Source organism: Cryobacterium gelidum, assembly GCF_004403985.1.
Taxonomy (GTDB): Bacteria; Actinomycetota; Actinomycetes; order Actinomycetales; family Microbacteriaceae; genus Cryobacterium; species Cryobacterium gelidum.
This window is the reverse complement of sequence record NZ_SOHL01000013.1, coordinates 392,770-405,533: the sequence shown is the minus strand read 5'-3', so window position 1 is coordinate 405,533 and position 12,764 is coordinate 392,770. Positions and strand designations below refer to the sequence as shown.

Here is a 12,764-nt window from a genome sequence, read left to right as displayed (position 1 = left end):
GACCGGCCTTTGCGGCGGGAACGAGCGAGTCGGTGATGGTGCATGCATATAGGCTTACTCACTGACACGGGGTGCCCCACACAATGTGGGAGCTGAGATCAATACCCGTTGAACCTGTCTAGTTAGTACTAGCGAAGGAATGTCACCGATGATCGATCGAATCTCCGACCACACGCTGAACGAAACGCCGCGAATCCTCAGTATCGCCGGGACCGATCCAACCGGCGGTGCTGGAATCCAGGCCGACTTGAAAAGCATTGCGGCCAACGGTGGCTACGGGATGGCGGTGGTCAGTGCCCTGGTTGCGCAGAATACGCTCGGGGTGCGCTCGGTGCACATCCCGCCGGTTGCGTTTCTGCGCCAGCAATTGAGTGCCGTGAGCGACGACGTGACCATCGATGCCGTCAAAATCGGCATGCTCGCGGATCTCGATGTGATCAATGAGGTGCGTTCCTGGCTCGACGTGTGCCGTCCTCCGATAGTCGTGCTCGACCCGGTGATGGTGGCAACGAGTGGGGACCGGCTGCTCGACCCCTCCGCCGAGCAGGCGTTGCGCGACCTGATCCCTCTCGTCGATCTCGTCACGCCCAACGTTCCCGAGCTGGCCGTTCTGCTCGCCGAGCCGCCGGCGGCCGACTGGGCAGAGGCCGTCGCGCAAGGCAGACGATTATCAGCCCGTGCTGGCGTGACCGTGCTGGTCAAGGGGGGACACTTTGACGACACCGACTGCCCGGATGCTCTGGTCAACACCCAGGGCCTGTTGGCGCACAGTGTTGTCGAGTTCACGGCACCGCGAATCATAACCAAGAACACCCACGGCACCGGGTGCTCACTCTCCTCGGCAATGGCGACCGTGCAGGCAAGAACCGGGGACTGGGCACAGTCCCTCGCCGAGGTCAAGGACTGGCTCCAGGACGCACTGACCTATGCTGACGACCTCGAGGTCGGGCGGGGAAACGGCCCGATCCATCATTTTCATCGGCTGTTTTCCGAAGCGTCAGCCGCGTCAGCCGTGCCTGCTGATCCGGCGCCGTTCAGCTCGACCCTGTGGCGAGACGTCGAGCTGATCCGCCTGCAAATCTTCGATCTCCCGTTCATCACGGACCTCAGCAGCGGTGCACTGGCAGAAGAAGATTTCTCCTATTACCTCGCCCAGGATGCCCTCTATCTCGCCACTTATGCACGCGTTCTCGCGCATGCCAGCGAGCTCGCGCCGACCGTGAGCGCGCAACGTTTCCTGGCCGATTCTGCAGCGCGGTGCCGCGACGTCGAGTCGGAATTGCACCGCAGCTGGCTTCGGCAGCAACCTGACCCTGACGAGGCAGGCCCGGTGACGACGGGCTACGTGGATCATTTGCTCGCGACCAGTGAGGCCGGAAATTATGCGGTGCTTCTCGCGGCGCTGTTGCCTTGTTTCTGGCTGTACTCGGATGTCGGTGACCGACTGCACGCCGAATTCCTGTCGCGCACCGAAGAGGAGGCGCATCCGTATGCAGCCTGGCTGGAGACCTATTCCGATGAGGAATTCGCCGCGGCCACGCGGCAGGCGATCGCGCTCACCGACGACGTTGCGGCGACGGTCTCGGAATCGGAATGCGCGGCAATGCGCCAGGCGTTTACGACCTCGGCGCGCTTCGAACTCGACTTCTTCGACGCCCCTCGGCAGCTAGTGAAAGCCTGAGATGACCGCGCGGAACGAAGTGCTGTTCGCGCGACTAGCCGAAGGCGGGCAGTCGGGCCAGAAGCCGCTGCGCGGCATCCGTCGGGTCGCTCGCCTCGGTGATCGCGCGCACTACAACCACCCGAGTTGCGCCGGCGTCGACGACCTGATCGATGTTGCCGAGATCGACGCCGCCGATTGCAAACCAGGGACGAGTGCTGTGAGCGGATGTGCTGCGCGCGGCCGCATAGCTCAACAGGTGCGTTCCAACCGCCGCACGACCGGGTTTCGTCGGCGTTGCCCAGACCGGGCCGACACAGAAATAGTCGAGCACTTCGGTGGTCAGGGCGGCATCCACTTGCCCGGTGGTGTGAGTGGACAGCCCGATCAGGGCTGCCGCGCCGAGCAGGCTGCGTGCGGAGGCCAGCGGCAGATCGGTCTGGCCGACATGAAATACCGGCGCGCCCGCGAGGCTGGCGATATCGGCCCGGTCGTTGACGGCCCAGAGTCGTGCGTATCGGTCGGCAACCGTGCGCAGGATCTCGAGATATTCAAGCTCCTCGGCGGCGTCGATGTTCTTGTCGCGCAGCTGGATGATGTCGACTCCGCCAGCGAACGCGGCATCTATGAATTCAGCGAAATCGCCGCGATCCTTTCGGGCATCGGTGCAGAGATACAGCCGGGCGTTGGTCTGGTCCATGCGACCAACCCTAAAGGGCAACGACGGCAGCTTTCGCCGAGGCTCAGTCGCGACGCCGACGGTGCGCACCATGAGTGAACGCAGCCTCACGGTCGACGTGGCCGTGATCGGCGGCGGCATCGTGGGACTCGGCATCGCCTGGGCGGTTGCGCATTCCGGCCGCACGGTGGTCGTCATCGACCCGGATCCGGCCGGGGGCGCCACCTATGCGGCCGCCGGAATGCTCGCGGCGGTAAGCGAACTGCACTACCGGGAAGAGGCGTTGCTTGAGCTCATGCTCGCCTCTTCCTCGCTGTATCCCGCGTTCATCGAATCACTCGGAATGGATTCCGACGCAACCGGATACCAGAGAACCAGAACCATGAACGTTGGTGCCGAATCGGCCGACCGACAAGCGCTCGCCGACCTGCGCAGCGTGCAACTGACCAATGGGCTGAGCGTTGAACCCCTGACCATTCGCGCAGCGCGCATGCTCGAACCGCTGCTGAGCCCCCGTGTTTCCGGTGCCTTCATGGTGGAGCAGGATCATCAGGTCGACCCACGCCGGCTCGCCGAGCGCATCCAACTCGCGCTTGCCGCGCTGGCGGAAAACGACGGGTGGGGCCACGACACCCTGATCCGCGTGCACGCCACTGGGTTGGCGCACGAAGATTCAGCGGATGCTTCATCGCGCGTCACCGGTGTCGCCCTGGCCGATGGTTCATTGGTCAGAGCCACCGAAGTAGTTGTGGCCAATGGCCTCGGGGCAGCCGGGCTGAGCGGGCTGCCCCAGCGATTGAGCCTGCCGCTTCGCCCGGTCTACGGGGATATTCTTCGGCTGCGCGTGCCCGCGCATCTTCAGCCAGTGCTCACCTGCACGCTTCGCGGGTTGGTGCATGGCGTGCCGGTGTATCTGGTTCCTCGCTCGGATGGAACGCTCGTGATCGGAGCCACGCAACGCGAGGACGGTTCCAGTGCGGTGTCGGCTGGTGCCGTCTATCAACTGTTGCGTGACGCTCAGGTGTTGGTGCCAGCGGTCAACGAGCTCGAGCTGATCGAGATGACCGCGCGGGCTCGTCCCGGAACGCCCGATAACGCGCCGCTTCTCGGTCGCGTTGGCCGAACGGGAGCTGAGAGTGACACTGATGACATTCCTGGCCTCATCATCGCCACCGGGTTCTTTCGTCATGGCGTACTGCTCACCCCGATCGCGGCCCAGTACTGCCTTCAGCTGATCGAGGAGATCACGGTCGATCGGTGGCGAAACTTTCGGCCCGATCGTTTCTCAGCGAGCCGCGCCCCGGCATCCGCTTCACCGACAGGAGCCCGCTCGTGACCGAATCCCCAGGCATTGAGATCACCGTCAATGGCCAGAAACGAACCGTGCTGCCCGGCAGCACCGTGACCGACCTCGTGGCCGAGATCACCGATCGGCCCATCGCACAAGACGGCCGCGCAACCGACGGACAACGTCTCGGCGTGGCCGTCGCATGCAACGCCGAGGTCGTTCCACGCAGCCAATGGTGGCGCACCGAGCTCACCGCCGGTGATGAAATTGAAATTGTTACCGCAGTTCAGGGAGGTTGACCGTGGAGACCGCGCAACACACGAACACCGACCGCCTCGTGATCGACGGCGTTTCGTTGAGCTCGCGTCTGATCATGGGCACCGGGGGCGCACCGAGTCTGGACGGCCTCGGGGCTGCCCTGCGCGCCTCCGGAACCGAACTCACCACCGTCGCCATGCGGCGTCACAGCGTGGCGACCACCGGGTCTCTCTTTGATCTTCTGGTAGAGAATTCCATTCGCGTGCTGCCCAATACTGCTGGCTGTTTTACCGCGCGAGAAGCCGTCCTGACCGCCGAGCTAGCCCGAGAAGCCCTCGAGACCGATTGGATCAAACTCGAGGTCATCGCCGATGAGCAGACCCTTCTTCCCGATGCGGTCGAACTGGTGGATGCCACTGAACAGCTTGTCGCGCGGGGCTTCAAGGTTTTTGCCTACACGAATGACGACCCGGTGCTCGCGCTGCGGCTCGAGCATCTGGGCGCTGTCGCCGTGATGCCGCTCGGGGCGCCGATCGGCACCGGGCTGGGCATTCTCAACCCGCACAATATCGAGCTGATCGTTGCCCGCGCCGCAATTCCCGTGGTGCTCGATGCTGGAATCGGTACCGCCTCCGATGCTGCTCTGGCGATGGAGCTGGGCTGCGATGCTGTGCTGCTGGCCACCGCGGTGACGCGCGCGCAAAACCCGGTTCTCATGGGCGATGCCTTCAAGCACGCCGTGATTGCGGGCCGGCGTGCCTCGCAGGCCGGCCGCATTCCGAGGCGTAACCACGCCCTGGCGTCGTCAATGATGAACGGGCGGCCTGACCTGTGATCAAGGTTGCCGCGCTGGCACCGCTCGTCGAACCGGGCGAGGAGCTCTCCGCTGCGGAACGCGAGCGGTACTCGCGCCACATCCTTATCCCGGAAATCGGTGTGCTCAGCCAGCGAAGGCTCAAGAATGCGCGCGTGCTCGTGATTGGCGCCGGCGGCCTCGGTTCGCCGGTTCTGCTCTACCTGGCGGCTGCCGGGGTGGGCACGCTGGGCATTGTCGACCATGACACCGTGGACCTGAGCAACCTGCAGCGTCAGATTATCCATGGCGTCGCAGGACTGGGCCGTTCGAAACTCGAGTCGGCTGCTGCGGCGGTAGCGGCGCTCAATCCCCTGGTCACGGTGCGCCAACACGATGTCTGGCTTGACTCGGCGAACGCTCTGGGCTTGTTCGACCAGTACGACCTGATCGTTGACGGAGCCGACAATTTTGCCACTCGCTATCTGGTCAGTGATGCCGCAGCGATGCTCGGCAAGCCCTGCGTCTGGGGGTCCATCCTGCGCTTCGAGGGCCAGGTCAGCGTGTTCTGGAATCTGCACGGTCCTACCTATCGGGACCTGTATCCGGACGCCCCACCGGCCGGCTCCGTACCCAGTTGCGGCGAGGGTGGAGTGTTTGGGATGCTGTGCGGAACGATCGGCGCGACGATGGTCGCCGAAGCCGTGAAGTTGATCACCGGGATCGGACGCACGCTCGTGGGCCGGGTCGTGCTGTTCGACGCGCTCGACGCGTCCTGGCGCGAGCTCACGATTGCGCGCGACCCCGCCAGCGAAGTGGTCACGAAGCTCATCGACTACGACCTGTTTTGCGGAACGTCGACTGGGGATGACGATTCGATTTCCGTGCAGGAACTCGCTGTCATGCTTGATACCCGCGCTCGGGGCGAGAGCGACTTCGACCTCGTCGACGTTCGGGAACCGGAGGAATACGAGATTGTGCACATTGCCGGGGCGCTGCTCGTTCCGCAGAACGGAATCCTCTCGGGCAGCGCGCTATCTGCTCTCTCCCGGGACCGCGATATCGTCGTGCACTGCAAGGCTGGCCCGCGCTCGGCCGCCGTTCTCGCCGAGCTGCAGCGCCGTGGCTACGACCGTGTACGCCACGTGCAGGGGGGCATCCTGGCGTGGGTGAAGGAAATCGCGCCCACGCTCCCGACGTACTGACGCTCCGGCAGCCGGGGGTGACAGGGCCAACCGCGACCAGGCCGCGACGCTCTAACGGATGCCGTCAAGGACACCCGTTTCGGCCCCCTCAAACGACACCCGATTCGACCCTCTTAAGGGGGGTGCGATAGACGCAATCGGGACTTCCCCGCGCATGAAGGAAAGGTCGGACCATGAACCCGCTACTCATCATTGTGGCAATTGTTGCGGTCGTGCTTCTCATCACCGGCGGCTTGGTGTAGTCGCTTCAGTTCCTGCTCTGGGTTGGTATCGTGCTCGCCGTCATCGCCGTGATCATGTTTCTGATGCGGTCGATGTCCGGGCGCAAGAGCGTCTAGCCCGGCAGGACCGAAACAGCCGGCCGCAGGAGGATGAGCTCCTGCGGCCGGCGGTTTTCTATGCCGGGTCCTGCGCTTCCACGAGAGTGGCGCAGGTCAGGGGCGGCGCCGTGCAGCGCGGCTGGCAGCCAACAGGCCTGTGGGGAAGCCCTAGACTGTGCCGACCGGGCTCATCGCTCGCAGCTCAGGAGAGATTGGACCCCATGCCTGAACTCAACGTCCCCGCCCGTGTCGTCGTCGTCGGCGATGCCCTGATCGACGTACTGCGTGACTCCGAGGGGAGCCGGGAGTTTGCCGGAGGTGCCGCACTGAACGTGGCAGTCGGCTTGGCCGTTCTCGGGGTGCCGACGACCCTGATCGCGATGGTCGGCGACGACGCCGATGGCGCGACTCTTCGGTCGTTCCTCGACCAGTATGGCGTGCAACTGATCGCGACACCGGGCCCGCTCGGGTCGTCCCGGGCCGTGTCCGATCGCACCGACGGTGAACCCCGCTACTTCTTCAACGACGCCGCGAAAGCGCGCCGCATCGAGTTCGGCGCAGTCGAGCGTGACGCGCTCGAGGGCGCCGCGCTCGTTGTCGTGAGCTGTTTTCCGTTCGACGACACCGCGCAAACCGAAGCGCTCGCAGCCTGCGTCACCGACCCCGAGCGCCGGCTCGTGATCGATCCCAACCCCCGGGCCGGCATGCTGCATGATGGGCCGCGGTTCGTGCGCAACTTTGAAGCGCTCGCCGCGCGCAGTCTGCTCGTGAAGGTCGGCGACGACGACGCCGACCTTCTGTATGACAGTACGCTCGATGAGCTGAGGGAACGCCTCGTCGACGCGGGCGCACACACGGTGTTGGCGACAGCCGGGAGCCTCGGAGCCTCGGTCTCATTCGCGAACAATGAGCTGGTCAGCGCGGCGATCGCTGAGCTCGACGGCGCTGTCATCGACACGATGGGTGCCGGGGACGCGACGCTCGCGGCATCCGTTTTCACGATCGTGACCGATGGGGTGCCACCGGATTCCGCCGCCTGGCAGGTCCTGCTGAGCGACGCCATGCTGACCGCCGCAGCCACCTGCCGACACGAGGGAGCGCTGCTCCGGCAGCCGTAGCGAGTTCCCAGCGGATGTCAGGGCCGCGTCTGCTACTCCTCGGGCTCGGTCGTCGACTCGGTGGCTTCCGTCAGCTTGAGACGCGAACGGATCGCGTCGCGGGCCTGCTGGGCGGCGCGGCGCACCTCCTTGTCGGAGTCGCGCAGGCGCACCTCGATCGTGGCGATGTTGTCGGCGGTGCCCTGGTCGGCAAGGGCGTGCAGCGCGGCGGAACGCACGCGCGGGTGCTCGTCGGTGGTGAGGCGCACGAGCTTGGGAACCACCTGCAGGCCGCGCAGCAGTACGACCTTGGCGCACATCTCCCGTACGCGCCACGATTGGTTGTTCAGCCCGACGACGATGTACGGCGCGGCTGATTCGCCCCAGACGTGCAGCAGCGCACGGGCGCCCCACAGCTCGGGCCAGTACAGCGCCGGGGCACCCTCGAGAATGCCGAGCGCGTGGCGGCCGCCGGCGTAGAGCAGAAAGTCCTTGCCGGCGTTCTTGGCACGAAGCAGGGCCACGGAATTGTCGATGACGACGTTCTCGCCGTAGTGCGCGACAGCGGCGCGAATGCGCTCGTCCGTCGGCAGGTCGATCGGAAGGTCGGGGTGCGGAATCAATTTGTTTTGCATAGCCCTCTAACGCTACCTCCCCGCCGCTCCCTGAGCTATCGAAACCGCTCCCTGACAGCGATCTCGTTCAATTAGACCAGCGACGCCGTCAAACCCTGTTCTGCCGCGACTGTGCCAGGTGGTGGTGTCAGGTGAGGGCGATCTCGAAACCGGAGGCGTGCTCGTAGATGCCGTAGTTGCCGATGTCGGTGAAGCCGAGACTGCGGTACAGGGCCAGGGCCTCGGGCTGGGCGTAGCCGGTTTCGAGGCGCATCCGCTCGTAGCCCAGGTTGCGGGCGAGGGCCTCCAGCTCGCGCAGAATCGTGCGAGCGTGGCCCTGGCGGCGGTAGTCGGGGTTGGTCCACATGCGCTTGACCTCGGCGGTGGTGGCGTCGAACTGGCGGAGGCCGCCGCCGGCGACCGTCGTCGAGCCGTCGACGAGCACGAGAAAGCCGCCGCCGGGTGGGTCGAACTCGGCCCCGTCGACGTCGTGTACGGAATCGCCGTCGCCGTATCGGGTTTCGTATTCACGGTGCAGGTCCAGCAGAAGGGGGGCTACTTCGGGGTCACCGAGGCGCACGGATACACATTTCACGCTTTACAGTGTGCGCCTTGTCGTGGCGTGCTCCCGACCGATGAGCGGGAGGTCACTGGGTAGACTCGACGAGTGTCAGTGAACCCAGAGTTGCAGGGGCGGGTCTTTCCGCCGGTCGCACCGTATCTTGTCGGACGTGAAAAGGTGCGCGAATTCTCCCGCGCCGTGTTCGCGGCGAACCCGATCAACCTCGATCCCGAAGCGGCCCGTGCGGCCGGTCACGCGGACGTCGTCGCCCCGCCCACCTTCGCCGTCGTCGTGCAGGAGGCCACCCTGGCCCAGCTCTTGAGCGAACCGGATGGTGGCATCGACTTCACCCGCGTCGTGCATGGCGACCAGCGCTTCAGCTATTCTCGCCCGATCGTTGCCGGCGACGAACTCACGGCCACCCTCGCGGTGACGAGCATCAAGACCCTTGGTGGCCACTCGATGGTCACCGCTGAGTCCACCATCGTCGACGCGGCGGGCGCCCACGTCGTGACCGCCATCTCCACCCTCGTCGTCAGGGGAGACGAATGACCCCCATTCTGGCAGACCTCACGGTCGGCAGCGTCGTCGCCGAGGCGACTTTCTCATTGACGCGCGATTCCCTCGTGCGTTACGCCGGGGCATCCGGTGATTTCAACCCCATTCACTACCGCGATGACATCGCGCAGTCCGTGGGTTTGTCGGGCGTACTCGCCCATGGCATGCTCACCATGGGCCTGGCCGTGCAGCCCGTCGTCGACTGGGCCGGTGACCCGGCCCGGGTAGTCGACTATCAGGTGCGGTTCACCCGCCCCGTCTTCGTCGACGCGACGGATGGCGCCATCGTGACCGTGGTCGCCAAGGTGGGTGCGCTCGACCCCGACGCTGATGTGGCCCGCATCGATCTCACCGTCACGTTCAACGACGCGACCGTGCTCGGCAAGGCGCAGGCGCGCGTCAACCTGGCCTGAGACCCATGATGGAACCCGTTGAACTGAGCATGCTCACCACCTTTCGCGTCGGTGGGCTCTCCGCCGCGCGGGTGGCGCCGGCTACCGAACAGGACCTCATCAATGAGACCCTCGTCGTCTGGGGCCTGGATGAGAACTGGCTGCTGCTGGGCGGCGGCTCGAACACCCTCGTCGCCGACGCGGGCTTCGACGGCATCGTGATCCAGGTGGTGACCCGCGGCATCGAGGTGCTCGGCGGCGAAACCGGTGGCGCGGCCAGTGCCGAGACCGGCAGCCAAGCGGATGCCGCCAGCGCCGGCACCCATGTACGCCTGCGCGTGCAGGCCGGTGAACCCTGGGATGACCTCGTCGCCTACGCCGTGCAGCGAGGCTGGGCCGGCATCGAGGCGCTGTCGGGCATTCCCGGATCGTGCGGCGCGGCTCCGGTCCAAAATATCGGTGCCTACGGCCAGGAACTCTCGGACAGCCTCGTGGCGATCGATTTTCTCTCCTACGAAACCGGCGAGGTCGAACGGCTCGAGCGGGTCGACCTCGACCTGGGCTACCGCACGTCGGCGCTGAAGCAGGGCCTCCGCGGTGTCGTGCTGGCGATCGAATTAGAGCTGCACGATACCGCGGCCGAGGCATCTGTTTTGGGGAGCACCCTCGGCCAGCCGTTGAAGTATGCCCAACTCGCCGGGGCGCTCGGCGTGCAGCTCGGCGACCGGGTGCCGCTGCAGATCGTGCGTGCGACCGTGCTTGGGCTGCGGGCGGGTAAGGGCATGGTGCTCGACCCCAGCGACCCCGACACCTTCAGCGCCGGATCGTTCTTCACCAACCCGATCGTGACCGAGGCATTTGCGCGCTCGCTCCCGACGGATGCGCCGCGTTGGCCGCTCCAGGCGGAACCGGCCGATCGAGTCATTCCCCTCGAGGAGTATCTGGGTGTCGGGCCGATGCCCGGCGAAGAACCGGTGCGCCTCGTCAAGCTCAGCGCCGCGTGGCTGATTGAGCATGCCGGGGTCAGCCGCGGTTTTCGCCTGTCGGGATCGAAGGCAGCCGTGTCGAGCAAACACACCCTCGCGTTGACGAATACGGGTGGGGCGACCGCGGCAGAGGTGGCCGAACTCGCCCGCTATGTGCTCGGCCGGGTGCAGGCGGAGTTCGGCGTGAACCTGCACCCGGAGCCGGTGCTGGTCGGCCTGACACTGTAGTCGATCGATCGATCGGACGGACGGATGGTCGGTCGGTCGGACGGTAGTGCGGCGTCGGTCAGTCGGCTTGGCGGGCGGCGGCAGCGATTCCGGCCACGACAAGGCCCAGTCCGACCGCGATCACGCCGCCGAGTAGCCAGAGCGTGGGGTCCGGCGGCACCGGCAGCAGCGTGAAGACCGCCATGTAGGTGGCGAAGGCGAGCAGCAGGACGCCCCACAGGATGGTGGCGAAGCGAGGTCGCAGGCGGGCGGCGGGCGCCGCGGCTGCCGGGGTCGCTGGCGGTGCGTCGGTGGGCGGTGTGAAGAAGTTCGGCTCCGAGTCGTTTTTTCGGGGAGGAAGAACCGAAGCCGGGTACGGCTCGGTCGGGGTTCTCGGCCCGGTCTCGGTGGGGGGCGCATCACCATTGCTCACGTTCGCGGAGAAATCTTCGGTGGGGGCGTCGCCGTCGGGGCTCGTGGAGGAAAACGGAGTGGTCATTGGGGTCCTAGTTGTTGGAAGAGTCGAGCGTGACGACGCCGGCGAGGGTCCAGATGCGCAGGAGCGGCCCGCCGCTGCGGCTCGTTGCGTTGAAGGTGCGCTGGTCGGAGTCGAACACTCCCGTGCGCTCGCCGTTCTCGGCGTCGACTTCCCGGCCGTAATAGTCGACGCCGCCCACCAGAGCGCGCGATTCGATGCGCACCGGGGAATCCGTTGGCAGCCGGATAGTGGTCACCCCGGCACCGAGAAAGACATCGATAATGCTGTTCTCGTTGAGTCCGGGATTGTCGAAGTCGCGTAGGTCGAGCGTTGATTTGCCCGCAATCATGGCATAACTCGACGTCGGGTTCGCCGAGGTAGTAGTCGCGGTGAGGTGCCAGATGTTGTCGCCGACCGCCGAGAACTGGGTGCCCTGCGGGAACACTCCGAGCGCGACAAGCGTGGCAGCGGCCAGAACCGCGAACGCGCCCATGGAGCCATCGGTGCGCCCGCGGATTCCGGCGATGACAATGCCGAGCGCCAATGCGCCGAGCGTGAAGGCAACCCCGAGAATGACCGCGTCCTGCGACCAAACGCCGTTTGAGAAGACCCCCGCCGCTACAGCGCCGCTGGCCAGTGCCAGGCCGAGCACGATGGCACTGAAGCCGGCACCGGGGCGGCGGGCCCGCACCCGGGCACGTTCGGCGGCCTGGCGGGCTCGGTTTTGTTCCTGCCAGAGGCGATTCTGCTCCGAGCGGATGTTGCGGGCCGAGTCCTGCGCGTAGGGCGCGTAGGGATAGGTGGGCGGGTAGGTTGAGCCGGCCGCCGGTGCGACGTTCGTGGCCGTGCCGGTGGCCGTGAATGCCAGGGTCGGGGCGGTCGACGGGGCGGTCGACTGGTCGGTGGCGCTGTCGATAGCGCTCGCGGTGGCTGTCGACTGGTCCTGTGCCGGCCCGCTCGATGAGGATACCTCCGGCGACGTGGCCGGGGCATCCGGTCGCGGATGCACGCCAGCGTCGGGGCGGGGAAACGGTCGGGGATCGTACACACTGCCAGGGCCGAAGGGGCCGGTCGGGCCGGAGCCGGTGCCGGGTGCCGGGCGCGGTTTTCGAGAGCGGCGCACCAGGGCCACAACCAGCCAGACGATGCCAGCCGTCAGGGCCAGGCCCCAGCCGAGCGAGAAGATGCCCGCGAGCCAGTCGGGGAGGGCCCAGAACCCGGCCGGGCCATTCCACCAGAGGCCGCGCAACAGCGGCACGACGGTGATCAGGAGCAGCGCGCCGATGGCGACCATGGCCGGTTGGAACCGGCCACGAATTGCTTCTTCGACGTAGATACGGCCGGCGCCGCGAGGCATGAGCGCCCAGCCGACGGCATAGACGAAAACGACGGGGCCGCCAAGGATAGCGATCACCACGACGATGCCACGTACGATCAGCGGGTCGAGTCCGGTGCGGGCGGCGATGCCGCCGCAGACGCCGGCGATCCAACGGTCGCCGTCACGGTTCAGGCCGCTGCCGCGAATCCAGTCGAAGAAACGGGTGATCTGGTCGGGTCGCTGCGGAGGGTGAGGGGCGTCTGCCCTCGGTGTGTCGGTCATGATTCGAGTGTGGCAGCGCGCCGAGATCGCTGCCATGGGGGATGACCCTGATTGGACCCTGATTGAT

Annotated in this window: 14 protein-coding genes and 1 riboswitch; of the genes, 9 read left to right on the top strand and 5 right to left on the bottom strand. The window is 66.1% G+C overall.

Going from position 1 to position 12,764, the window contains the following annotated elements; all coding sequences use genetic code 11:
- The first annotated feature begins 57 nt into the window (after window positions 1–57).
- Window positions 58–157, top strand: a riboswitch (TPP riboswitch).
- Window positions 140–1,681: a bifunctional hydroxymethylpyrimidine kinase/phosphomethylpyrimidine kinase gene (locus tag E3T50_RS08225; RefSeq protein WP_166784238.1), complete on the top strand. Its 1,542-nt coding sequence runs from the start codon at window positions 140–142 to the stop codon at window positions 1,679–1,681. (Overlaps the previous riboswitch by 18 nt.)
- A 34-nt stretch (window positions 1,682–1,715) precedes the next feature.
- Here the strand turns inward: E3T50_RS08225 and thiE are convergent, their stop codons facing one another.
- On the bottom strand, window positions 1,716–2,360 hold the full coding sequence (gene thiE, locus E3T50_RS08220) for a thiamine phosphate synthase (protein ID WP_134551375.1): 645 nt from the start codon (window positions 2,358–2,360) through the stop codon (window positions 1,716–1,718).
- A gap of 70 nt (window positions 2,361–2,430) precedes the next feature.
- Here thiE and thiO point away from each other — a divergent pair, with 70 nt between their 5' ends.
- The 5 genes from thiO to E3T50_RS08195 all read left to right on the top strand — a co-directional run bounded on the left by thiO (window position 2,431) and on the right by E3T50_RS08195 (window position 7,321).
- Complete coding sequence (thiO, locus tag E3T50_RS08215) at window positions 2,431–3,675, top strand: glycine oxidase ThiO (protein WP_134551374.1); 1,245 nt, start codon at window positions 2,431–2,433, stop codon at window positions 3,673–3,675.
- Window positions 3,676–3,689: 14 nt separating this feature from the next.
- Complete coding sequence (thiS, locus tag E3T50_RS08210) at window positions 3,690–3,926, top strand: sulfur carrier protein ThiS (RefSeq protein WP_134551426.1); 237 nt, start codon at window positions 3,690–3,692, stop codon at window positions 3,924–3,926.
- Window positions 3,927–3,928: 2 nt separating this feature from the next.
- Window positions 3,929–4,720, top strand: a complete 792-nt coding sequence (locus E3T50_RS08205) for a thiazole synthase (protein ID WP_255454276.1) — start codon at window positions 3,929–3,931, stop codon at window positions 4,718–4,720.
- Window positions 4,717–5,883, top strand: coding sequence for a molybdopterin-synthase adenylyltransferase MoeB (gene moeB / locus E3T50_RS08200; RefSeq protein WP_134551373.1), 1,167 nt, complete (start codon window positions 4,717–4,719; stop codon window positions 5,881–5,883). The genes E3T50_RS08205 and moeB overlap by 4 nt, the downstream gene beginning before the upstream one ends.
- A 541-nt stretch (window positions 5,884–6,424) precedes the next feature.
- Window positions 6,425–7,321: a PfkB family carbohydrate kinase gene (locus E3T50_RS08195; protein WP_134551372.1), complete on the top strand. Its 897-nt coding sequence runs from the start codon at window positions 6,425–6,427 to the stop codon at window positions 7,319–7,321.
- Window positions 7,322–7,353: 32 nt separating this feature from the next.
- Here the strand turns inward: E3T50_RS08195 and E3T50_RS08190 are convergent, their stop codons facing one another.
- On the bottom strand, window positions 7,354–7,935 hold the full coding sequence (locus tag E3T50_RS08190) for a HEAT repeat domain-containing protein (RefSeq protein ID WP_134551371.1): 582 nt from the start codon (window positions 7,933–7,935) through the stop codon (window positions 7,354–7,356).
- Between the two features lie 127 nt (window positions 7,936–8,062).
- Window positions 8,063–8,509 (bottom strand): GNAT family N-acetyltransferase, encoded by a 447-nt coding sequence (locus E3T50_RS08185; protein WP_134551370.1) that lies wholly within the window; start codon window positions 8,507–8,509, stop codon window positions 8,063–8,065.
- Window positions 8,510–8,581: 72 nt separating this feature from the next.
- On the opposite strand from E3T50_RS08185, the gene E3T50_RS08180 reads away from it, so the two are divergent.
- The 3 genes from E3T50_RS08180 to E3T50_RS08170 are packed head-to-tail and all read left to right on the top strand — an operon-like array spanning window position 8,582 to window position 10,640.
- A complete protein-coding gene (locus tag E3T50_RS08180; protein ID WP_134551369.1) occupies window positions 8,582–9,028 on the top strand; it encodes an FAS1-like dehydratase domain-containing protein in 447 nt (148 codons plus the stop codon).
- Window positions 9,025–9,447, top strand: coding sequence for a MaoC family dehydratase (locus tag E3T50_RS08175; RefSeq protein WP_134551368.1), 423 nt, complete (start codon window positions 9,025–9,027; stop codon window positions 9,445–9,447). Before E3T50_RS08180 ends, E3T50_RS08175 begins: the two co-directional genes overlap by 4 nt.
- A 5-nt stretch (window positions 9,448–9,452) precedes the next feature.
- Window positions 9,453–10,640, top strand: a complete 1,188-nt coding sequence (locus E3T50_RS08170) for a UDP-N-acetylmuramate dehydrogenase (protein WP_134551367.1) — start codon at window positions 9,453–9,455, stop codon at window positions 10,638–10,640.
- Window positions 10,641–10,698: 58 nt separating this feature from the next.
- Here E3T50_RS08170 and E3T50_RS08165 read toward each other — a convergent pair whose 3' ends face one another.
- Both E3T50_RS08165 and E3T50_RS08160 read right to left on the bottom strand, forming a co-directional pair.
- Entirely contained in the window at window positions 10,699–11,118 is a 420-nt protein-coding gene (locus E3T50_RS08165; protein ID WP_134551366.1) for a hypothetical protein, read from the bottom strand.
- Window positions 11,119–11,125: 7 nt separating this feature from the next.
- Window positions 11,126–12,697 carry a PspC domain-containing protein gene (locus tag E3T50_RS08160; protein ID WP_166784237.1) on the bottom strand — a complete coding sequence of 524 codons (1,572 nt, stop codon included), beginning with the start codon at window positions 12,695–12,697 and terminating at the stop codon, window positions 11,126–11,128.
- Window positions 12,698–12,764 lie beyond the last annotated feature (67 nt).

What these genes read in the sequence shown, in the direction of transcription:
- E3T50_RS08175 (WP_134551368.1), top strand. Translation starts at nt 9,025, where the DNA reads ATGACCCCCATTCTGGCAGACCTCACGGTCGGCAGCGTCGTCGCCGAG.
- E3T50_RS08225 (WP_166784238.1), top strand. Translation starts at nt 140, where the DNA reads ATGTCACCGATGATCGATCGAATCTCCGACCACACGCTGAACGAAACG.
- thiE (WP_134551375.1), bottom strand. Translation starts at nt 2,360, where the DNA reads ATGGACCAGACCAACGCCCGGCTGTATCTCTGCACCGATGCCCGAAAG.
- thiO (WP_134551374.1), top strand. Translation starts at nt 2,431, where the DNA reads ATGAGTGAACGCAGCCTCACGGTCGACGTGGCCGTGATCGGCGGCGGC.
- E3T50_RS08195 (WP_134551372.1), top strand. Translation starts at nt 6,425, where the DNA reads ATGCCTGAACTCAACGTCCCCGCCCGTGTCGTCGTCGTCGGCGATGCC.
- E3T50_RS08170 (WP_134551367.1), top strand. Translation starts at nt 9,453, where the DNA reads ATGATGGAACCCGTTGAACTGAGCATGCTCACCACCTTTCGCGTCGGT.
- E3T50_RS08160 (WP_166784237.1), bottom strand. Translation starts at nt 12,697, where the DNA reads ATGACCGACACACCGAGGGCAGACGCCCCTCACCCTCCGCAGCGACCC.
- E3T50_RS08165 (WP_134551366.1), bottom strand. Translation starts at nt 11,118, where the DNA reads ATGACCACTCCGTTTTCCTCCACGAGCCCCGACGGCGACGCCCCCACC.
- E3T50_RS08190 (WP_134551371.1), bottom strand. Translation starts at nt 7,935, where the DNA reads ATGCAAAACAAATTGATTCCGCACCCCGACCTTCCGATCGACCTGCCG.